This is a genomic window from Tenacibaculum sp. nBUS_03 (assembly GCF_051201695.1).
Taxonomy (GTDB): Bacteria; Bacteroidota; Bacteroidia; order Flavobacteriales; family Flavobacteriaceae; genus Polaribacter.
Window position 1 is genome coordinate 3,287,316 of sequence record NZ_CP179214.1, and the last position, 22,591, is coordinate 3,309,906.

The 22,591-nt window shown below is 30.3% G+C and carries 19 protein-coding genes and 1 pseudogene; 5 read left to right on the top strand and 15 right to left on the bottom strand.

Going from position 1 to position 22,591, the window contains the following annotated elements; all coding sequences use genetic code 11:
• Position 1: 1 nt before the first annotated feature.
• The 8 genes from frr to ACMFBB_RS15060 all read right to left on the bottom strand — a co-directional run bounded on the left by frr (position 2) and on the right by ACMFBB_RS15060 (position 7,249).
• The gene (gene frr, locus ACMFBB_RS15025) at positions 2-556 is read right to left on the bottom strand and encodes a ribosome recycling factor (RefSeq protein WP_435261562.1); all 555 of its coding nucleotides are present in this window, start codon (positions 554-556) and stop codon (positions 2-4) included.
• A 51-nt stretch (positions 557-607) separates the two neighbouring features.
• Positions 608-1,318, bottom strand: a complete 711-nt coding sequence (gene pyrH / locus ACMFBB_RS15030; protein WP_435261563.1) for a UMP kinase — start codon at positions 1,316-1,318, stop codon at positions 608-610.
• A 99-nt stretch (positions 1,319-1,417) separates the two neighbouring features.
• Positions 1,418-2,386 (bottom strand): translation elongation factor Ts, encoded by a 969-nt coding sequence (gene tsf, locus ACMFBB_RS15035; protein WP_435261564.1) that lies wholly within the window; start codon positions 2,384-2,386, stop codon positions 1,418-1,420.
• An 89-nt stretch (positions 2,387-2,475) separates the two neighbouring features.
• On the bottom strand, positions 2,476-3,249 hold the full coding sequence (gene rpsB, locus ACMFBB_RS15040; RefSeq protein WP_113787560.1) for a 30S ribosomal protein S2: 774 nt from the start codon (positions 3,247-3,249) through the stop codon (positions 2,476-2,478).
• A 154-nt stretch (positions 3,250-3,403) separates the two neighbouring features.
• Positions 3,404-3,790, bottom strand: a complete 387-nt coding sequence (gene rpsI / locus ACMFBB_RS15045) for a 30S ribosomal protein S9 (protein WP_435261565.1) — start codon at positions 3,788-3,790, stop codon at positions 3,404-3,406.
• Positions 3,790-4,245: a 50S ribosomal protein L13 gene (gene rplM, locus ACMFBB_RS15050; RefSeq protein ID WP_435261566.1), complete on the bottom strand. Its 456-nt coding sequence runs from the start codon at positions 4,243-4,245 to the stop codon at positions 3,790-3,792. The genes rpsI and rplM overlap by 1 nt, the downstream gene beginning before the upstream one ends.
• A 100-nt stretch (positions 4,246-4,345) precedes the next feature.
• Positions 4,346-6,307, bottom strand: a complete 1,962-nt coding sequence (locus tag ACMFBB_RS15055; RefSeq protein WP_435261567.1) for an LTA synthase family protein — start codon at positions 6,305-6,307, stop codon at positions 4,346-4,348.
• A gap of 93 nt (positions 6,308-6,400) precedes the next feature.
• Complete coding sequence (locus ACMFBB_RS15060; protein ID WP_435261568.1) at positions 6,401-7,249, bottom strand: OmpA/MotB family protein; 849 nt, start codon at positions 7,247-7,249, stop codon at positions 6,401-6,403.
• A gap of 127 nt (positions 7,250-7,376) precedes the next feature.
• Here ACMFBB_RS15060 and ACMFBB_RS15065 point away from each other — a divergent pair, with 127 nt between their 5' ends.
• The gene (locus tag ACMFBB_RS15065) at positions 7,377-8,351 is read left to right on the top strand and encodes an FAD:protein FMN transferase (RefSeq protein WP_435261569.1); all 975 of its coding nucleotides are present in this window, start codon (positions 7,377-7,379) and stop codon (positions 8,349-8,351) included.
• Here ACMFBB_RS15065 and ACMFBB_RS15070 read toward each other — a convergent pair.
• The 4 genes from ACMFBB_RS15070 to gpmI are packed head-to-tail and all read right to left on the bottom strand — an operon-like array spanning position 8,348 to position 12,031.
• Positions 8,348-9,118 carry a class I SAM-dependent methyltransferase gene (locus tag ACMFBB_RS15070; RefSeq protein ID WP_435261570.1) on the bottom strand — a complete coding sequence of 257 codons (771 nt, stop codon included), beginning with the start codon at positions 9,116-9,118 and terminating at the stop codon, positions 8,348-8,350. The genes ACMFBB_RS15065 and ACMFBB_RS15070 overlap by 4 nt on opposite strands.
• 5 nt (positions 9,119-9,123) lie before the next feature.
• A complete protein-coding gene (gene map, locus ACMFBB_RS15075) occupies positions 9,124-9,942 on the bottom strand; it encodes a type I methionyl aminopeptidase (protein WP_435261571.1) in 819 nt (272 codons plus the stop codon).
• 29 nt (positions 9,943-9,971) lie between these two features.
• Complete coding sequence (locus ACMFBB_RS15080) at positions 9,972-10,502, bottom strand: thioredoxin family protein (protein ID WP_435261572.1); 531 nt, start codon at positions 10,500-10,502, stop codon at positions 9,972-9,974.
• A gap of 11 nt (positions 10,503-10,513) precedes the next feature.
• Positions 10,514-12,031 (bottom strand): 2,3-bisphosphoglycerate-independent phosphoglycerate mutase, encoded by a 1,518-nt coding sequence (gene gpmI / locus ACMFBB_RS15085; protein WP_435261573.1) that lies wholly within the window; start codon positions 12,029-12,031, stop codon positions 10,514-10,516.
• A gap of 297 nt (positions 12,032-12,328) precedes the next feature.
• Between gpmI and ACMFBB_RS15090 the strand changes: the two genes are divergently transcribed.
• Both ACMFBB_RS15090 and ACMFBB_RS15095 read left to right on the top strand, forming a co-directional pair.
• Positions 12,329-14,716 carry an SMEK domain-containing protein gene (locus ACMFBB_RS15090; protein WP_435261574.1) on the top strand — a complete coding sequence of 796 codons (2,388 nt, stop codon included), beginning with the start codon at positions 12,329-12,331 and terminating at the stop codon, positions 14,714-14,716.
• Positions 14,717-14,793: 77 nt separating this feature from the next.
• Positions 14,794-15,693 carry a hypothetical protein gene (locus ACMFBB_RS15095; protein WP_435261575.1) on the top strand — a complete coding sequence of 300 codons (900 nt, stop codon included), beginning with the start codon at positions 14,794-14,796 and terminating at the stop codon, positions 15,691-15,693.
• A gap of 24 nt (positions 15,694-15,717) precedes the next feature.
• Here ACMFBB_RS15095 and ACMFBB_RS15100 read toward each other — a convergent pair whose 3' ends face one another.
• Positions 15,718-16,503: a M48 family metalloprotease gene (locus tag ACMFBB_RS15100; RefSeq protein ID WP_435261576.1), complete on the bottom strand. Its 786-nt coding sequence runs from the start codon at positions 16,501-16,503 to the stop codon at positions 15,718-15,720.
• Positions 16,504-16,618: 115 nt separating this feature from the next.
• Here ACMFBB_RS15100 and ACMFBB_RS15105 point away from each other — a divergent pair.
• Both ACMFBB_RS15105 and ACMFBB_RS15110 read left to right on the top strand, forming a co-directional pair.
• Positions 16,619-18,375: pseudogene (locus ACMFBB_RS15105) on the top strand (aromatic amino acid hydroxylase).
• A 34-nt stretch (positions 18,376-18,409) separates the two neighbouring features.
• The gene (locus ACMFBB_RS15110; protein ID WP_435261577.1) at positions 18,410-18,685 is read left to right on the top strand and encodes a rhodanese-like domain-containing protein; all 276 of its coding nucleotides are present in this window, start codon (positions 18,410-18,412) and stop codon (positions 18,683-18,685) included.
• Positions 18,686-18,784: 99 nt separating this feature from the next.
• Here ACMFBB_RS15110 and ACMFBB_RS15115 read toward each other — a convergent pair whose 3' ends face one another.
• Positions 18,785-19,735, bottom strand: coding sequence for a GSCFA domain-containing protein (locus tag ACMFBB_RS15115; protein WP_435261578.1), 951 nt, complete (start codon positions 19,733-19,735; stop codon positions 18,785-18,787).
• Positions 19,736-19,871: 136 nt separating this feature from the next.
• The gene (alaS, locus tag ACMFBB_RS15120; protein ID WP_435261579.1) at positions 19,872-22,487 is read right to left on the bottom strand and encodes an alanine--tRNA ligase; all 2,616 of its coding nucleotides are present in this window, start codon (positions 22,485-22,487) and stop codon (positions 19,872-19,874) included.
• Between the last annotated feature and the right edge of the window lie 104 nt (positions 22,488-22,591).

Below are 22,591 nucleotides of genomic sequence, written 5' to 3' on the forward strand. Positions count from 1 at the left end.
ATTATACTGTCATAATTTCCTTTTCTTTTACTGTGAATTTATCATCAATTTCTTTGGTAAATTGATCGGTTAAGTCTTGAATATTTCCTTCAGCTATTTTTTTCATATCATCAGAAATATCAGTTTTTTTTATGTCGTTATTCGCTTCTTTCCGTGCATTACGAATTCCTACTTTTGCATGCTCTGCTTCAGCTTTGGCTTGTTTAGCTAAGTCTTTTCTTCGCTCTTCTGTTAATGCAGGAACATTAATAATAATGTTTTCACCATTATTCATTGGGTTAAAACCAAGATTGGCATTCATAATAGCTTTTTCAATTTCTTGTAGCATATTTTTCTCCCAAGGTTGAATTGAAATTGTACGAGCGTCAGGTGTATTAACATTAGCTACTTGTCCTAAAGGAGTAGCTGAACCATAATAATCTACTTGAACATTTGCTAGCATCGCTGGTGAAGCTTTACCTGCTCTAATTGTTCTTAGTTCTTTTACTAAATGATCAATTGCTTTGTTCATGCCTTCTCTGGCTGAATCTATAATGAAATCAATTTCTTCGTTCATTTTGTATGTATTTATATTCCCCTTTTGTAAACTAGAGGTGAGTATTATATTTTATTGATTATCAACTATTGTTCCAATGTTCTCTCCAGAAATAAGTTTTAATAAGTTACCATTGGTATTCATATCAAAAACTATAATAGGAAGCTTATTTTCTTCACTTAATGTAAATGCAGTCATATCCATTACTTTTAAGCCTTTTTCAATTACATCTTTAAACGTAATATTATTAAATTTTATAGCATCTTTATTTTTTTCAGGATCAGAATTGTATATACCATCGACTCTAGTTCCCTTAAGTATAGCATCTGCATTAACCTCAATAGCTCTCAATACAGCAGCTGTATCAGTTGTGAAGTACGGATTTCCAGTTCCACCTCCAAATATAACAACACGTCCTTTTTCAAGGTGCCTGTTTGCTCTTCTTTTAATGTAAGGTTCAGCTATTTCTTTAATTTCGATTGCAGTTTGTAGTCTAGTTTGAACACCTTCATCTTCTAAAGCGCTTTGTAAAGCTAACCCATTAATACAGGTTGCAAGCATTCCCATGTGATCACCTTGAACCCGGTCCATTCCATTACTAGCACCAGCAACACCTCTAAAAATATTTCCACCACCAATAACAATTGCAAGTTCTATACCTTTTTCAACAACTTGTTTTATTTCTTGAGCGTATTCTTTAAGTCTTTTAGGATCTATTCCATATTGGCGTTCACCCATTAAGGCTTCACCACTTAATTTTAAAAGTATTCTTTTGTATTGCATAATTTTATCGAAAGTTTCGCAAAATTAGTGATTTTTTTTGAAGCATAAAAAAACCATTCTTAAAAAAGAATGGCTTTTGTATATGAATGTTTTTTATAATTACCCTAAAGTAACTCTAACAAAACTTTTAACATCAACATCACCGTATGATTTAACATAATCAGCTACTGTTTTCTTTTCATCTTTAATGAACTTTTGATCTAATAAACATTGTTCTTGATCTAAAGTTGTGTTATCAGAAATAAATCTTTCCATTTTTCCTGGTAAAATTTTATCCCAAATTTTTTCTGGTTTACCTTCAGCTTTTAATTGCTCTTTTGCAGCTTCTTCAGCTTTAGCTAAAGCTTCATCAGTTAACTGTAATCTAGATACAAACTGAGGAACGTTTTTAAGAGTTTTACCTAAACGAACTAATTCTTCATTGTCTTTTACAATAGCTGCAATTCTTGCTTCAGTTTCAGCAGTAACAAAAGCAGGGTCAAAATCTTTGTAAGATAAGCTGGTAGCTCCCATTGAAGCAGCTTGCATTGCTAAGTCTTTAGTTAAAGCATCTGCATTTTCTACACTAGAAGTTAATCCTACCATAGCTGCGATTTTACCAACGTGAGTATAAGCTCCTACATATGGTGCTTCAATTCTTTCAAAAGAAGTAATATCAATTTTTTCACCAATAACACCAGTTTGTTCAATCAGTTTTTCAGCAACAGTAACTCCACCGAAATCAGCAGCTAAAAATTCTTCTTTAGTATTGTGTTTAAAAGCGATATCAACGAATTGAGAAGCTAAAGCTTTAAATGAATCGTTTTTAGAAACGAAATCTGTTTCACATGCTAATACAATAGCAACTCCATATGTGTTGTCATCGCTAATTTTTGTAATAGCTACACCTTCAGTAGATTCACGATCTGCTCTTTTAGCAGCGATCTTTTGTCCTTTTTTACGTAAAATTTCAATTGCTTTGTCAAAATTACCTTCAGCTTCTACTAATGCATTTTTACAATCCATCATTCCAGCTCCGGTAGTTTCTCTTAATTTCTTTACGTCTGCAGCGCTAATTTTTACTGACATTTCTATCGTTATTTTTAGTTGTAAATATTTTTGTTGTACAAGATATAAAAACTTAAAGGTTTCAATGTAATGAAACCTTTAAGTTAAAATTATTTTGTTTCTTCAGTTGTAGCTGGTTTTTCTGTAGCAGCTGGTGCTTCAGTTTTAACCTCTTTTTCAGTTTTAGCCTTTTCTTTTTCGGCTTTTCTGTCAGCTAATCCTTCAGCAATTGAATCAGTAACATAAGATAATACTTTATCAATAGATTTTGATGCATCATCATTTGCAGGTATTACAAAATCAACTGGTCTAGGATCAGAGTTTGTATCAACCATAGCAAAAATAGGAATATTTAACTTTTGCGCTTCAGCAATAGCAATGTGTTCTTTCTTTACATCAATTACAAATAAAGCTCCAGGTAAACGAGTCATATCAGAAATAGAACCTAAATTCTTTTCTAATTTAGCTCTTTGACGGTTAATTTGTAATTTTTCTCTTTTAGATAAAGCGTCAAAAGAACCATCTTGCTTCATTCTATCAATAGAAGCCATTTTTTTCACAGCTTTTCTAATAGTAACAAAGTTAGTTAACATACCACCTGGCCAACGCTCAGTAATATATGGCATGTTTACGTTTTTTGCTTTTTCAGCAACGATATCTTTAGCTTGCTTCTTTGTAGCTACGAATAAGATTTTACGTCCTGAATTAGCTATCTTTTGTAAAGCTTTAGAAGCTTCATCAATTTTAGCTGATGTTTTATACAAATCAATGATGTGAACACCATTACGTTCTGTATAAATGTATGGAGCCATATTAGGGTTCCATTTTCTTGTTAAGTGACCAAAGTGTACGCCACTTTCTAATAATTCTTGAATGTTTGCCATTTTAATAAATGTGTTTACGTTCTGTTTTCGCAATACTTCAGTAGTTATTAAGTCTGAAATATTTAGATACTAAACTGTTAAAAATTGATATATAAATAACAGTCTCTTTGGAAAATAAACATTGAAAGCCTTTTGTAAGGCAACAATGAAAATATTAACGTTTAGAGAACTGGAATTTCTTACGTGCTTTCTTCTGACCGAATTTCTTACGTTCAACCATTCTAGGATCACGAGTCAATAAACCTTCTGGTTTTAAAATAGCTCTATGATCTTCATTTATAGAAACTAACGCTCTAGTAATTGCTAAACGGATTGCTTCAGCTTGACCAGTAACACCACCACCATATACATTTACTTTAATGTCATAAGCCTCTAAGTTTTCAGTTAACATTAAAGGTTGTTGAACTTTATATTGTAAAGTTGGTGTAGTGAAATAGTTTTTATATTCTTTTTTGTTGACAGTAATGTTTCCACTTCCTTGTGAAACATAAACACGAGCAACAGCTGTTTTTCTTCTACCTATTTTGTGTATAGTTTCCATTATTTAAGATCGTTAAGGTTAGTAGCTTTTGGGTTTTGAGCATTTTGTCCGTGCTCAGTACCTGCATAAACATATAAATTTCTGAATAATGCACTACCTAATTTGTTTTTAGGTAACATTCCTTTTACTGCTTTTTCGATAAGTCTTGTAGGATCTTTTTCGAACATTTCTGTAGCAGTAAGTGATCTTTGCCCACCTGGATAACCTGTGTGACGGATGTAAGATTTATCAGTCCACTTTTTACCTGTTAAGTTAATTTTTTCTGCGTTGATGATAACCACGTTATCTCCACAATCTACGTGAGGAGTATAGTTTGGTTTGTATTTACCTCTAATTAGTTTTGCTACCTTAGAAGCTAGACGACCCAACGTTTGCCCGTCCGCATCAACCAAAACCCACTCTTTGTTAACAGTGTTTTTGTTAGCTGATACTGTTTTGTAACTTAATGTGTTCATAATTACACGATTAGTTTTTGTCAAATGATTAATAATAATAATTTTTCCTTTAAAAAGGACTGCAAAAGTACGATTATTTATTTGATTGACAAATAGTAGGTTAGTTTAATTTAAGTTTTTCGTTTTTAAACATTTCATAAGCAGCTTGGTAGTATGAAATAGTTTCTTTTAAAATTATAGGGTCTGTTTCAGTAGGAATAATTTCATTTTTCGATTGATTCCAATCGTAAAAAACATGACCCCTTTGTGTTTCAAGTAGTAATAATTTACCAGGTTTTAAAAGTCCTACCTTTCTATGGTTTCCTATAAATGCTCTTTCGTCTTCTGGTTTCATTTTGTTAATATCTCTTCCGTACAGATTAGAGGTGTAGCTCCAGTTCAAATAGCCAAATAGGGTAGGGAATATATCAATTTGTGATGAAAGTTTATTTATTATGCTTGGTTTGTTTTCTTTGAGATTAAAAATGAAAGCTGGTATGTGGTGATTTTCTACATTTATCTCTGTTCTTCCAGCGCTAAAGGCACAATGATCAGACATTATAACAAAAACAGTATTTTCAAACCAAGGTTTTGTTTTTGCTTCTTCTAAAAATCGTCTCAAACTTTCATCTAAATATTTCATAGAACCTTTTATGTCTTTACCAGAAGGAATATCTATTATGTTTTCAGGATAAGTATAAGGTTTATGATTAGAGCTTGTCATTATAAAATTGAAAAAAGGCTGTTGTTTTTTATGTTGTTCATCAGCTACTTTTAAAACTTTATTAAAAAGGTCACCATCACAAATAGCCCAAGCGTTTTCAAAAGTTGTTTCTTCATCTTCAATTCGAGTTCTTTTTGTGGGTAAATTCTTTTTTAGTCGGTGTAGTTTCCTTCTGTCAACAATATCAAATCCGTTATTACTAAAATAATTAGTCATGTTGTCAAAATGACCATCCCCGCCATAAATAAACGACCTAGAATATCCTTTTTGTTTAAATACTTCGCCTATGGTAAAAAGATTTTCGTTGTTTTCTCGTTTTACAATGCTTCTTCCAGGAGTTGGAGGTATGGATAAACTAATGGCTTCTATACCTCGAATTGTTCTAGTACCCGTAGCGTATAGGTTGTTGAAAAATATTGACTTTTCAACTAAAGAATCCAATGTAGGTGTCCATGTATGTTTGTTCCCAAATGTAGTCATGAATCTAGCATTCAGGCTTTCTAAGCCAATAAATATTATGTTTGGCTTTTTTTCTTTTCCAGTATTATTAACAGTTATTCTTTTAATACCTTCGTTGTTTATGAGACTGTCATTTTGGGCTTTTACATTTTTTCTTAATATTGTGTATACTTCTTTTTGTGGAATAGTGTCATAAAATTCTTTATAGTTAAGTTCATTACTTTTATAAGCAGCAAAAAAAGAAAACATGCCTGATTTAGCTAACTCATTTTCATTTATGTTGTTAAAGATTTCTGCATTTGTGTTTTTTACTTTAAAATGGAAAAAAGAAAAAGCTAGAATAGAAAAAAACGCTGGAATTAGCTTTTTGCTGAAAGGTTCATTGCTTTCAAATGTATACTTGTAAGCGTTTACTTTTTTAGCATATTTTATGCTAATTACTAAGATTAAAATAATAACACCAACTAATAATGGAATAGGAAATGATTGATGAATATTTTCAACCACTTCATAGGTGTATAAGAGGTAGTCAACAGCGATGAAGTTATATCTCCTTTGATATTCTTGCCAAAAAGGAATTTCGGCTAAAAATGAAAATATAAAAACAAATAATAACAATCCGTAAGTAAATTTTGTTACAATTCTGTCAAATTTACTACCATGAAGTTTTTTAGGAGTTAGTAATAAGTAAATGGTGTAAAGTAAAAAAACATAAGATAATACACCTAAATCATAAAAGGCTCCAATTGTAAGAATTTTAAATAGGTTTACAAAAGAGAAATCAATAGTATTAAGTGTTAAAAAGTACAATGAAAATCTAACTATAAAAGCAAAAAAAAGTATGGTTAATGCAAATGTCTTGGCTAGTTGAAATCGTTTAGGTAGTAATTGTGTTAACATGAAGTTATTAAAATGAGAATATGCAAATAACGAGAATTTTATTAAAAGAAAAAAAACTGCTTAATAGCAGTTTTTTTCTTTGTTTAGTTTATGTTATTCAGCTTTTTGCTCTAGTAACTCGAAGAATTGGTTTAAACGGGGAAGAATAATAATTTTTGTTCTTCTGTTTTTTGATTTGTTGGCTGCTGAGTCATTAGTAGTTATTGGAGCGTAGCTACTTCTTCCAGCTGCAATTAATCTACTAGGAGCAACATTATATTTGTTTTGTAGCTGACGTACAATTGCAGTTGAACGTTTAACGCTTAAATCCCAGTTGTCTTTTAATACAGAAGAACCTTTAATAGGGGTATCATCAGTATGACCTTCTATCATTACATCCATTTTAGGTTGCGCATTAACAACTGTCGCTACTTTTTCTAATACTTTTGAAGCCTTATCAGTGATTGTGTAGCTTCCGCTTTTGAATAAAAGCTTATCAGAAATTGAAATAAAAACCACCGTTTTTTCAACATTAACTTCTATATCTTCATCATCAATTCCTTGTTGTAGTTCTTTCTTTAAATGAAAAGCAACAACTAAATTTAATGAATCTTTCTTTGAAGCAGCTGCTCTAATTTTATTAATATACTTGTCTTTTTTACTTAACTGAGCAAGTGTTTCTTTAATATTGTCATTAGCGCCTTGAGTTAATACTGTTAAATTTCCTACCTGTTTTAATGTTTCACTTTTATCTTTACGTAGATCATTTACAGTAGTTTGCAAGATGCTTGATTTTTCTTGAAAACGTTCTTTTTCAACCAAACACTTTGTTAAGTTTGTTTTAACTGCAAGTAATTCTTCTTTTGTTTTTTCATGTTTAGCTTTTAAAGCTTCCATTTCTTTAGTCGAAGCGCAAGAAGCTATTAATATGGTTAATACAAATAATAGAAATGCTTTTTTCATCTTAAATTAAATTTACTTTGATTGAATAATATGAAGCAAAGTTATAAAAATGGGAACACAAAAAAGATAATTAACAATCTTTTATGAAGATTGAAACTGTTATTTTTGTGCTTAAATTTTTAAAGGAATGCTAAAAAAGAGTTTTTATACAGGTATATTGGTCTTATTTGTTTTTTTTGGATGTAATGAAAAAGAAGAGAAAAACATAGTTAAACTTAAGGGAGTAGTTTTTGGAACTACCTATAATATCACCTACTTAGATAAAATAAATCATCAGAAATCGATAGATAGTTTATTTGGTTTAGTTAATAAGTCGTTATCAACGTATATACCAACTTCAGATATTTCGAAAATTAATAAAGGAGATTCAACGGTGGTAGTTGATGATATGTTCGTTGATGTGTTTGAGATAGCTAAACGAATTTATTCAGAAACAAATGGTTATTTTGACCCTACTATTGGTCGTTTAATTGATGCCTATGGTTTTGGATCAGGAAGAGAGAAGAAGGATTTGAGTTCAGAAGAAATTACTGAGCTTATGAAAGGTGTTGGTTTTGATAAAGTAAAACTTCTGAATAGAAAGGTGTATAGGGAAACTTCTAATATAGAGTTTAATGTAAATGCTTTTGCTAAAGGATATGGTGTTGATGTAATCGGATGGTTTTTGGAGAGTAAGAAAATTAAAAATTATTTAGTAGAAATAGGAGGTGAAATAAGGGCAAGAGGTAAAAAGCATGGTAAATTATGGAAAGTTGCTATTGAGAAACCAAACGTAGATGGTACACGATCACTTCAAAAAATAATTGAATTAAACGATGAGTCTATGGCTACTTCAGGAAATTACAGGAAGTATAAAGTGAATGAAAATGGAGAAAAAATTGTACATACAGTAAATCCTAAAACGGGCTTAGCTTTTGAAAGTAATCTTTTGAGTGTTTCGGTTCGTTTAAAAGGAGATTGTGCAGATGTAGATGCTTATGCTACTGCATTTTTAGCAATGGGGTTAGATAAAACAAAAGAATTTTTGTTAAAGCACCCAGAGTTGAAAGTTGTATTGTTATATAATAATAAGGATAATAAGTTGCAGGAGTTTGTAAATTAATTTTTAAAACAAACGGGTAAAATTTCGCCTTTCATTAAAGCAAATCGTTCTAGTTTTTCTGGAGCGATTTTTTTAGTAAAATCAACTTCATTGACTTTAAAACCAATAGAACGAAGTTTGTTAAAATAGTCACGGCCGTATACGCGAACATGATCGTATTGTCCAAATATTTTAGCTCGTTCTTTGGGGTCGGTAATTGTATCGTCTTCAAAAGTAGTTTCCCTATTAAGGTTTTGAGGGATTTGAAAAATACCAAAACCACCATTTTTCATAACCCTGAAAAGTTCATTCATCGCTTTAGTGTCATCAGGAATATGCTCTAAAACATGATTGCAAAAAATAATATCAAATGTGTTATTTTCAAAAGGTAAATCACAGATGTCAGCTTTTACATCTGCTATCGGTGATTCTAAATCAGAAGTAATATATTCTAGGTTTTTTTGTTTTCTAAAAATGTCTAAAAAACATTGTTCTGGAGCGATATGTAATACTTTAAGCTTTTTTTTAGAAGAAAAAAAAGTAGATTCATTTTGTAAATACAACCACAATAAACGATGTCTTTCTAATGATAAGGTAGAAGGAGATAAAGCATTTTCTCGTTGTACACCATAGCCATAGGGTAAAAATTTACGAAATGATTTTCCGTCAATAGGATCAGTAAAGGTATCGCCCTTTAACCACCAAGCTATAATGGGTTTTGCCCAGTAGCTAGCTTTTATTAAAATAGGTCTAGGTATGGTGTTTAAAACAGCTTTAAAAAAAGACACTTTTATTATAATATTAAAGGTTTTTGTCTAAACTCATCTTCTTCGTTGCTTTCAATACCTAAAGCATCATATATGTATTTGAAAGTAGAAAGTAATTCTGGTTTGCCATCTACTATGGCTACATCATGCTCAAAATGGGCACTAGGTTTGTCATCTAAAGTAGTAATAGTCCATCCATCATTGTGTTGACGTATTTTATGAGTGCCTAAGTTAGTCATAGGTTCAATAGCAACAACCATTCCTTCAATAAACTTCTTTCCTCTTCCTCTACGTCCGTAATTTGGCATTTCAGGGTCTTCGTGCATTTTACGTCCTAGACCATGTCCTACAAGTTCTCTAACAATTCCGTAACCATGCTTTTCGGTAAAGTTTTGTATAGCAAAGCCAACGTCTCCAACTCTATTTCCAGCTTTTAGCTCACGAATACCAACATATAAACTTTCTTTGGTTACCTCTAGTAATTTTTGAGTTTCTGGAGCAATCTCTCCTACAGGAAAAGTATAAGCATGATCACCATAAAAATCATTTTTTATAGCACCACAGTCTATAGAAATAATATCACCTTCCTGAAGAGGAGTATTATTAGGAATTCCATGTACTACTTGAGAATTAGGGCTCATGCATAATGTATTTGGAAAATCATATAAACCTAAAAAACCAGGGATAGCACCTTGCTCACGAATAAAGTCTTCAGCTAATTTATCAAGATGTAATGTAGTTACACCAGGTTTAACTTCTTTAGCAAGCATTCCTAATGTTTTTGAAACAACTAAAGCGCTTTCACGCATTATTTCTATTTCTTCTCTAGTTTTTGGTTTGATCATGTTAAAAATATTGAAGCGCAAATTTACGTTTATTTTTGATAAGGATGTTTATAAGGTTGTCCTGAAATTATTTTTAAAATATCATCTTCAATTGTAGAACCATCATGAGCATGTTCTACGAATCGACCAATTTCTTTTCCATTTTTATAAAAGATAAAAGTCGGAACACGAATTATATTAAATCCTTCTTCTAATCCATCTGCTTTTTTTTGACGATTTACAGTAATCATTTCAAGTTTTTTGAAGTTAAACTTGGCTTCGTCTAATAGTTTATAAAAATTAGGGATTTCACGTTTACTATCACCGCACCATGTTCCCATAAATGCTTTTATTTTAATTCCTGATAAATGTTTTGCTAGCTTTTTAGCTGTTTTGTTTTCAATCTCATAATAGGAATAGAAGTCATTAAACCAGTCGCTTCCGTATGGTTCTTGTTGGAAATCTTTTCTAGTTGCTATTCCAATTAGATGACCGTCTTTGTCTTTAGAAGCAGGTTTTTTGGGAACTGAAGCACATGAGCTTAGTAATATAAAAGATAGGATAAAAAGTGATTTTTTCATAAGAATGTGTTTTAAATAAGAGAATGTTGTGTCATTTCCTCAGGTTTATCAAGTCCCATTAAATGTAAAATTGTAGGAGCAATGTCTCCTAAAATTCCATTCGTTATTGATTTTAATTCTTTGTCAATTAAAATCATAGGAACAGGGTTTGTGGTATGAGCTGTATGTGGAGTTCCATCAGGGTTGATCATAGTTTCACAATTGCCATGGTCAGCTATTAAAATTGTGGTATAGTCGTTTTCTAAGGCGGTTGTTATTACTTCCTTTACACAATTGTCAACTGATTCACAAGCTTTAACAGCAGCATCGAAAACTCCAGTATGTCCTACCATATCTCCATTTGCAAAATTTAAACAAACAAAGTCTACATCTCCTTTTTTTAATTCTGGAACAATTGCATCCTTTATTTCATAAGCACTCATTTCAGGCTTCAAATCATAAGTAGCAACCTTTGGAGAAGGACATAATAATCGTTTTTCTCCTTTAAATTCTTTTTCTTGCCCGCCAGAAAAGAAAAAAGTAACATGAGGGTATTTTTCCGTTTCTGCTATTCTAATTTGTTTTTTATGTGCTTTTTCTAATACTTCACCTAAAGTATTTTCTATATTTTTAGAATTGTAAATTACATTTATATTCGTAAAGTTTTCATCGTAGTTTGTCATTGTAACAAAGTATAGCGGTAACTTTTTCATGTTAAGATCTGGGAAGTCTTTTTGACTTAAAACGTTTGTTAACTGACGGCCTCTATCGGTTCTAAAATTGAAGAAAATAATTACATCATCTTCTTTAATTGTTGTTTTAGGGTTATTATTTTCATCAACCATTATAATTGGTTTTATGAATTCATCAGTAACTCCATTTTCATAACTATTAAGAATATTCTTTTCCGCATCAGACGATTTTATTCCAATTCCATGAACTAAAGCATCATATGCCAATTTAATACGTTCCCAACGATTATCTCGATCCATTGCGAAGTAACGTCCGGTAATAGACGCTAATTCACCGGTAGTTTGTTTCATGTGCTCTTGAATGTCACTGATAAAAAATTTACCAGATTTTGGGTCACAATCACGGCCATCAGTAAAAGCATGTAAGTATACATTTTTCAGGTTATGATCATTTGCAGCTGTTAATAGCCCTTTTAAATGATTAATGTGAGAATGTATGCCTCCATTTGAAACCAAGCCTAAAAAATGAATATTCTTATTATTTGTTTTAGCGTATTCAAAAGCGTTTAATAATTCGGGTTCATTAGCTAATGTTCCTTCAGCGATTGCTTTATTAATTTTAGCAAGATTTTGATATACAATTCTACCTGCACCTAAATTCATGTGTCCAACTTCTGAATTTCCCATTTGTCCCTCAGGTAAGCCTACATGTTCTCCATCTGTCCGTAATTCGGCATTTGGGTATTTGTCATATAATGAGTTAATAAAAGGTGTTTTAGCATTATAAATCGCAGATACTTTTGGGTCTTGGGTAATTCCCCAGCCATCAAGTATCATTAAAATTACTTTCTTGTTCATTATCTTAAGAATTGAATGGTAAAAGTAAGAAAGAAATTAGTATTTGAATAAATGAATGAGATGAATTAATCAATTTAAAAATAGATTTTTACAGCATCAACAGGAAAATTTTGCATAAATAATAAAAGTGATACCGTAAAATAGTTATTTTTATAAACTATTAATCGTTGTGAAAAGAATTTTGACTACTACACAAAAATATAAGAAGGCTACTTATGTAAAAAAAAATGTTTCTTAATTATTCTTTATAAAGGGCAATAGATTTAAAAATATATAAAATTAATGATTTAAGAATAAATGAATTTACCTACATTATTTAATAGTTTAAGTACGCGTTTTGGGCTTTTAAAATCTAAAATGAAAATAGAAAACGCAGTTAATGATTTTGGGTTGCAAGTATTGTTAGAAAACACAGCGATAGAAATTTTAAATACCGTTTATGGGTATAAATTTATAAACACTAATAAGGAATCATTGAATTTTACAGCAGTTGATGCATTAGATAATGAAAATGAAATAGCCCTTCAAATCACCTCTACTTTTAGTAAAACAAAAATAATTTCAACAATAAATAAGTACTTAAAAAATGATTTACATAAAAATCACAAGCACTTAAAGTTTTTCTTTTTAAAGGATGTGAAATCATTAAATAAAGGAACTGTAAACGAAATTTCTAAATTATTAGAAACAAAAGGGCTTCGTTTAAATGTGAAAGAAGATTTTATAGATTATGAAGCTATTTATCAAAAATTATATTTTGATGCTCCTGACATTTCTAAAATACTTAAAGTTATCGAAATTATTGACAATGTTTTAGGTGTTTTGCCAATTAATAAAATTTCTAGTTTTGCTTCTTTAGGAATTTCATTTGAAAATGATGAAATAGAAAACGTTCATACACTTGTTTCAAGTCTTTTAAAACAAGGGATTAACATTTATATCACTTCTAAAAGATTATACAATGAATTAAAAGAACATCGCTTTTTTGATTATTTGGTGCTTGTTAAAGATGATAAAAGTATTAGCCATATTAATCATTATTTAATTATAATATCTAATCAATACATTCAAAAAAATTTAATAGAAGAAGAAAGTTGTGTTTTGTTTAAAACGTTATTACATAATAATTATAAATCTAAAACATTAGCATTCAATCCATATATTAATAATTTAAATAGAATTAAGAATAAACGATTTAGGGTTTATAATAATTTAGATACCGATAAAAAAAATATTCAAGAGTTTTCAGAAAATCTTGTAGTTAATTTTATGTCGTCTAATACAACTCAATTAAAAGTGGATACAGACAATATAAAAGAAAGTTTGATAAGTATTCGTAAAGGGTTTGAGCATAAGATTCTACTAGAAAATAATCAGCAAAAAACTATTCTGTTTTATATTAATAAAATGGATGTAAAAATTATTTACGTTGTTTTAAAAAACGGATTCTCAACTATTTCAACGATAGCTCACGTAAAAGATCTTTCAAAAAAATACCCGCTTAAAAATATTAATTTATTAGTTCCTCAAAATCCTAATCATAAAACTAGAAAAGTATTAGATAATTTTAAAGATAGGTTAAGGATAGAAAATGTATATTATATTGGAGAATTTTTGTTTGAAGAAACATTAAATGATATTAATCAATTGCCGATTTTAGGAATCGATGATTTTGTGTCTCCTGTAATTAAGCATGAAACAAATAGTATTCATTTAGTAGATATTTTACATTGGATTGTTGAAGAGCGTTCACCTTCTATAGGTATTATTGAAGCTCCTGGAGGAATAGGGAAAACAACTTTAGTTGAAAAAATCCATGATGAATTAATTAATAAGGAAAATGAATACAAACATTTGGTTCTTTTTATAGAAGCTAATGCTTTTATTGAAAGTTTTAAAAATACTGATTTTTCAGATGAAACTGAATATGATTTGTATTCTATTTTTAAGAAATGTCATAGTCAAGGAAATAGTATAGATGAGCAGTTATTCTATAATAATTTTAACTACGGTAATATTCTAATGATAATTGATGGAGTAGATGAAATAGTGTCAACAATTACCAGTTTTAACTTACATTCTTTTTTAATTAAATTATCTGAATTAGGGGAGAAAATAGGAAAGGGAAAAATCCTATTAACGAGTAGAGATTTGTATGTAAAAGATATTCAAACTTTTTTAAATAAAATTAATGGCAATGGAAATGGCATTGTTGTTTATAATTTAATGCCTTTCAATAAAAAACTAGCAGAAAAATATTTTTCATTGAATGGAGTTTCTTCTTTAAAAATAAAAAGAGGACTTTCATTATTGCATGAATTTGTAATGGAAAAAGAAAAGGATAGTGAGTATGTGTATCCTCCTTTTGTTTTAGATGTTGTTTTAGATTTTATGAATTCTGAAGGTAGTTTTAAGGTTGATAACGATATGTTTAATTCAGAATATTTGCTGTCAAATTATAGATTGGATTTTATTATTCAACAAACATTTAATAGAGAAGGGATAAAAAAGCATGAATACGGTTATGATTTAAGTATTGATAGTCAGGTTGCGTTTTTTACTATTATGGCGATAGAAAAAATGGGAAGAATAAGAGAGGAAGAAATCTTAGACATAGTTAATCAAATAGATTTTATAAGTAATTCTGAAAAGGTAGCAAAGGGTTTAAGGATCACCCTTTTTTAAGGAAACAAGAGGATTACTATGTTTTTATTTATCGGTTTTTAGCTTCTGAATTTTGTATTACTGGTGTTTTGGGATTATTGAAAAAGCAACCATTTATAGAGCTTAGTAACGAATTGATAAGAGTGTTGGCGTTTGAAGCTAATTATAATTCTATAATAGCTAAGGGTATTATTGATAAAGTTAAATTAGATACATATTTTACTAGAGATAATTTTTACGTTCTTATAAGAGAATTAATTAGTAATATAAAAGAACATAGATCAGAATTAAAGTTTATAGATAAAAAGGCAATTAGTAATTTATTTTTATTGTTGTGTGAGTATTATTCTAATGAAGAAAAGTATTGTGTAGAAAATTTTAATCATTTAATTAAAGTTGTTTTTGGAGATAATGAAGGAAGTTTTATCTCTAATTTTTATTTAATAGATGTTCCAGACAACTTTACATTATTATTGAATTTTAGTGAGTTGAATTTGAAAAATAGTGAAATAAATAATTTTAATAATTTTATTTTTTGCGGTTTTAATACTAATACATCTTTTGAAAGCTCTTGCGAAATAAAGAACATACATCTTCATGGGGTTTCTTTATTTGATAAATTGGAAGAAGTATCAATAAATGAAGAAAATTTTGATAATGTTTTAGGAGATAATAGTCTACATAAAGTTTTAAGATTAAAAGAATTAGGTAAAAGCGGTATAGAAAAAGAGATTAGAAGATATTTGAAATCTTTTTATATCGGAAAAACACTAAAAGAAGCTATAAAGTTAAGAGAGTTAAAAAATACGTATTCAAATAATGATTTGATGAGTAAAATAACTAAGGAAATGCACAAGCAAAATATATTATTAGCAATTGATAATAGCGAACTGGTTATAAACACAAAGTTGAGAAGTAAGATAAATAAATTCGTATACCAGGGGAGAAGCTTTACAGAGATAAGAGAGGTGTTTAAAGGGATTGCAACTTCTATTTAATAAGTTTTACGGCTAAGGAAGTTTTTATTTGCTATATTTTTTAATAGTAGTTTTAATTTTTTCAATTCTATTTTCAGGGTCAGGATGTGTACTCTGAAATTCAGGAACACGATTGTGACTAGCAGCAACTTTTAAAATTTCCATTACATTTATTAGATAACGCGGGTCGTAACCTGCATCGATCATTAGTTTTACTCCCAATTCATCACTTTCTAGCTCGTCACCACGTCCGTTTTTAAGTAGCGTATTTTGACCTATACTATTGGCAAGTTCCCCTAAGTCTGCACCAACTGAAGCTCCCATTGTTAATAGTTTCCAAAAGTTAGCTTCAGTTATTCGTTCATTGGAATGTTTGCCTAAAACATGCCCAATTTCATGACCTAATACCCCAGCAAGCATATGTTCATTCAAATTACCATTCTTGTTTGTTAATTTTGAAAATAAAGCATACGTAATGAAAATTTGACCACCTGGTAAAGCAAAAGCATTAATGGTTCTTTGGTCTTTTAATAAATGAAAATCATATTTATAACCTGATTTTCTTGCAATTGTGTTGCTAACAAGTTGCTGTCCAATTTGATCAACAATTTCTTGGTATCTATTGTTAGGGTATAATCCACCATGTTGTTGAGCCATAGAGGGAGCTTGTTGCAAACCAATAGCAATTTCTTGTTCAGGAGATAAACTAATAGATTGCGTTTTTCCAGTGTAAGGGTTTTCTTCTTGCTGACTACATTTTTTTAAATAAGCAAAAGCAACGATTATTAGCCCAATAAATAAACGAATTTTAAAACTGGCCCTGTTTCTCATTTTTAAGCTTAGATATTTTGTGCTAGCCTTAAATATACAAAATATATAATTTAACGAATATCAGTTTTTTGTGAAGTATAAAAAACTTAAATTTACGGTGTTAAAATACCATTCTATGGAGGCTCATTTTGAATTAAATGAAGTAACTAAAAAGTTACCAAAACATTTACATAAATTTATAGTAAAACAACCTTATAATGAATATACAGCTCAAAATCAAGCCGTATGGCGTTATGTAATGAGGATGAATGTAGATTATCTTGGTAAAGTAGCTCATAATTCATATATGAAAGGTCTTGAAAAAACAGGTATTTCTGTAGAGCATATTCCAAGAATGGAGGGTATGAATAGAATATTAAAAGAAATTGGGTGGTCTGCTGTTTCTGTTGATGGTTTTATACCTCCTAATGCATTTATGGAATTTCAAGCTTACAATGTATTGGTTATTGCTTCTGATATGAGAACGATTGGTCATATAGAGTATACACCTGCCCCAGATATTATTCATGAGGCAGCTGGTCATGCTCCAATTATAGCGAATCCTGAGTATGCTGAGTATTTACGTCGTTTTGGTGAAATTGGAGCAAAGGCTATTTCTTCTTCTAAAGATTTTGAAATGTACGAAGCCATTCGTTTATTATCTATATTGAAAGAAGATCCTAATGCAACGAAAGAATCAATTGAAAAGGCTCAAGAAAACGTTGAATGGATACAAAATAATATGGGCGAGCTATCTGAGATGGCTCAGATAAGAAATTTACATTGGTGGACTGTTGAGTACGGATTAATAGGTACTGTTACTGATCCAAAAATTTATGGAGCCGGACTTTTATCTTCGATAGGTGAAAGTAAGGGGTGTTTGCAAAAAGAGGTTAAGAAATTAGCTTATTCAATTGAAGCAGCAGATGTAAGTTTTGATATCACTAAACCGCAACCACAACTATTTGTAACTCCAAATTTTGCACATTTAAGCTTGGTTTTAGAGGAATTTGCTAACAAAATGGCTATAAGAACTGGAGGGTTAAAAGGAGTTGAGAAATTAATAGATTCTAAAAATTTAGGTACAATTGAATTAAGTACAGGTGTTCAGATATCAGGAGTGTTTACAAATGTGATATCTGATGAAAAAAATCGTCCTATTTATATTCAAACAACTGGAGGTACTGCATTATCAAATAGAGATAAAGAATTAATAGGACATGGAATAAACTATCATGCTGAAGGGTATGGAAGTCCGATAGGAAAATTAAAAGGTATAAATATTCCAATTGAAAATATGAGTCCCAGAGATCTAGAGGCTTACGGAATTTATGAAGGTAAACAAGTATCTTTAGAATTTGAAGGAGGTATTAAGGTAGAAGGAGAAGTTATTACTGGTACAAGAGAGTTAAGAGGAAGAATTTTATTAATTTCTTTTAAAGATTGTACAGTAACATATGGAGACAAAGTTTTGTTTCATCCTGATTGGGGTATATATGATATGGCTGTTGGTGTTGAGGTAATCTCTGCTTATGCAGGACGGCTGATGTAAGCTCTTTTGAAGATTTAGGAAAAGTATCAGAAACCAAAACTCAGAAGATAACATATTCAGAATCTGATGAGAAATTATATTCATTATATGATGCTGTCAGAGAAATGAGAGAAAATGGTACGGTTTCTGAAATTAAGATAAAAGATATTTTTGAACAACTAGAATCCCAATATAAAAATGACTGGTTATTGCCGTTAGAATTATTAGAGTTAGCTATTGATAAAGAGTATTCAATAAAAAGTAAAATTAAAGAATATTTAGAGTTACTTAAAAGTAACAAATGCTACAAAACTTTAATAGAAAACGGATTATTTTTGCTTAACAATTACCAGCAAGCATAAAATGGGATTATTTAATTTATTTAGAAAAAAAAATATGAGTAACGAAATTAAAGAATACTTAGAGAAAGGTGCAGTTGTATTAGATGTTAGAACTCTAGGTGAATGGAACGAAGGGCATTCTGAAGGTGCTAAACATATTGTTTTAAATACAATACCAGAAAATGTAGAAACAATCAAATCATGGGGTAAGCCTGTAATTGCTGTTTGTAGAAGTGGTGGAAGAAGTGGTCAAGCTACTGATTTCTTAATTAATCATGGAGTTGATGTAATTAATGGAGGCCCTTGGGGGAATGTAGATCAACACCTATAACTTATTTTAGCAAAGGAATTATTTAAAATATAGAAGGCTGTCTGAAATGTAATTTTTCAGACAGCCTTTTTTAAGTGTATTGTGTTGAATTATTTTCTTTCAAAAGGAAATATGATTGTGTTTGTTTTTTAAAGTTTTTATTTTTTCTTGAAGATTAACTAAAAACTTTTGATGCGCTTCTGAGTTAGGGTTAAAAGACCTATGGGCTAATCCTTTTTGAATAACATCAATTTGATTCATTGTTTGTAAAGAATCATTTGTGAACCAATTTTGAGTAAATTTTTCCCAAATATAATTTATAGCTGTTGTATTAGGGTGAACCATATCTTCAGTATAAAAGCGATAATCACGTAATTCATCCATCATTATTTCATAAGAAGGGAAATAGTATGTCTTATCTCGAGGCTCAATAATAGCATGAATAGCTGTTAATAAGTGTGCTTTACTTCGTTGGTTTTCAATAAAACCATCTTTAATGTGACGAACAGGAGATACAGTGTAAATTATTGAAGCATTTTTGTTTATTGATTTTATTAATGAATTAATAGCGTCTATACTTTCTGAAATTTTTTCAACAGATAAAATTTCTTTTAAAAATTTTTTTTGAGGTATTTTATGGCAATTAGCAACAATAGTATCGCTTTCTATAAAGCGGTATACCCAAGAAGTTCCCAATGTAATAATTATGTGTGAGGCAGTTTTGAGTTGTTTTGAAGTTGTGTTAACAGCTTTATTTAAGTTATTTAATAGTTCATTTTTATTAGGAGAGCTTAAAGAGGAATGAGCATCAAAATTGTGCCAACGTTCATTTTGAAAAAAGATATCTTGTTCATTATATTCTTTTTGGTTAATTGCATTATTGACTATTTTTTCAATAGCTTTAGGATGAAATAAAATACCAAAAGGATTTTGTAGCGTTTTAAATTTATAATAGGATAATTTATTGCCTATATTTTCAGAAAAACAAGAGCCTATTAATACAACTTCTGAATGATAATCTAGTTGATTATGTTGTTGAGGTTTTAACGGTATTTGAGTTTGTAAATTCATGATTAACTCTTAAATATTCTAATATAAGGGAGTTTTTTTAAAATCAAGGCTTGAGTTCTTTTTTCTTTCTCACAAATACAAAAAGGTTCAAAGTTTTAATTTACTTTGAACCTTTTTTAAATATTTTTAATCTGTTTTATCCGATGTATTCAATTGCTTTTTCTAGTACTTTTGGAATTCCACCTGGGTTTTTACCTCCTGCAGTAGCAAAGAAATTTTGCCCACCACCACCTCCGTGAATGTACTTTCCTAGTTCTCTAACTACTTTACCAGCGTCGTATCCACGATCGTTTGCTAAGTTTTTAGAAATATAACAAGTTAGCATTGCTTTTTCTGGTGATGCAGAAGAAGCAAATAAAATAAATAAATTTTCAACCTCTCCACCTAATTCAAATAATAGGGTTTTAATACTATTAGGGTCTAAATCTACTTTTGTAGCTATAAAGTGAACACCATTAACTTCTTGTAATTGGTTTTTGATTTCACCTTTCATGTTTTTGGCCTTATCTTTTAATAACTGCTCTAATTGCTTTTTTAAATTAGTATTTTCATCTTGTAAAGCAACTACTGATTTTGTAAGGTTCTTAGGGTTTTTTAATACCTGTTTTACTTCTGTGTAATTACGTTCAATATCTTCAAAGTAGTCACCCACAGCAATGTTTGTAATAGCTTCAATACGGCGAATTCCTGCAGCAACAGCTCCCTCTGATTTTATTTTAAAATACCAAATATCACCCGTTTTTTGAACGTGTGTACCACCACATAGTTCTATTGATTGACCAAAGCGGATAACACGAACACTGTCGCCGTATTTTTCTCCAAATAAAGCCATCGCTCCTTCATCAATAGCTTGTTGCATTGGGATATTTCTTTTTTCTATTAAAGGAAGGTTTTCACGAATACGAGCATTTACAAATTCTTCAATTTCTTGTAACTGACTTTTGTCAACTTTAGAAAAATGAGAAAAATCAAAGCGTAAATGTTTAGGGCTAACTAAAGAACCCTTTTGTTCAACATGAGAACCTAAAATAGCGCGAAGTGCTTGATGTAATAAGTGAGTAGCAGAGTGGTTGCTAGCAGACAATTTTCTAAATTCATCATTTACTATAGCTTTGAAAGTGTCTCCTAAATTTTTAGGAAGATTTTTAGCAAAATGAATAATGACATTATTTTCTTTTTTAGTATCAGTTATATAAATAACATCTCCATTAGGGGCTTCAATGGCTCCTTTATCACCAACTTGTCCACCACCTTCAGGATAAAAAGGAGTCATGTTAAAAACAAGCTGATATTGATCACCATCTTTTTTAGTAGTTACTTTTCTGTAACGGGTTAATTTTACATTAGCAGTTAGTGTGTCATACCCAATAAATTCTTCTACATCATCGTCTACTAGAGTAACCCAGTCTCCAGTTTCACTTGCAGATGCAGCACGAGAACGATCTTTTTGAGCTTTCATGCCCGCTTTAAATTCTTCTTCATTTATTTCATACCCTTTTTCACGAGCAATTAATTGAGTTAAATCTAAAGGGAAACCATAGGTATCATATAATTCAAAAGCTTTTTTACCAGAAACTGTTTTTTCTTTGGTGTCTTCAATAACTTTATCTAATAATAATAATCCTTGATCTAGTGTACGTAAAAAAGATTGCTCTTCTTCTTTAATTACATTATGTACTAATGTAGTTTGCTTTTTTATTTCAGGAAAAGCAGCTCCCATTTGATGAGATAGTGTTTCTGTTAGTTTGTAAATAAAAGGTTCTTTTTGGTTTAAGAATGTAAATCCGTATCGAATTGCTCTACGAAGAATTCTACGAATTACATAACCAGCACCATTATTACTTGGTAACTGGCCATCAGCAATTGAAAATGCAACAGCACGCACGTGGTCAGCAATTACACGAATGGCAATATCTATTTTTTCATCTTTATCATATTCTATACCAGTAATAGTTTCAATTTCACGAATTAAAGGGGTAAAAACATCAGTATCGTAATTAGACTGAACCCCCTGTAAAACCATACACAAACGTTCAAATCCCATACCAGTATCAATATGTTTAGAAGGAAGCCCTTCTAATGAACCATTAGCTTTACGGTTATATTGCATAAATACTAAGTTCCAAATTTCAACAACTTGAGGATGATCTTCATTAACCAATGATTTTCCGTCTATTTTAGCTTTTTCTTCGGCAGAACGAATATCAACATGAATTTCAGAACATGGACCACAAGGACCTTGTTCACCCATCTCCCAGAAATTATCTTTTTTATTCCCCATTAAAATACGATCTTCTGAAATATATTGCTTCCATAAATCATATGCTTCTTGGTCCATTTTAGTACCGTCTTTCTCATCACCTTCAAAAACAGTTACATATAAAATATCTTTATCTATCTTAAAAACCTCAGTTAATAATTCCCAAGCCCAGGCAATAGCTTCTTTTTTAAAATAATCACCAAAACTCCAGTTTCCTAGCATTTCAAACATGGTATGATGATAGGTGTCATATCCAACCTCTTCTAAGTCATTATGTTTACCTGAAACGCGTAAGCATTTTTGTGAATCTGAAATCCTATTATTTTTTGGTGTGGCATTACCCAAAAAGTATTCCTTAAACGGTGCCATACCAGAGTTAGTAAACATTAAAGTAGGATCGTTTTTTAGCACCATCGGCGCAGAAGGAACAATATCATGTTGTTTCGATTTAAAAAAATCTAAAAATTTAGCTCTAACTTCTTGAGATTTCATACCACTCCAGTATCTTAAAATTGTTAATTTTTAACTAAAAAACTGCTTTAAATAAGTAGTTTTAAAACATTTTGTAAATTTGTGTGTTTTTAAACAATAAACCC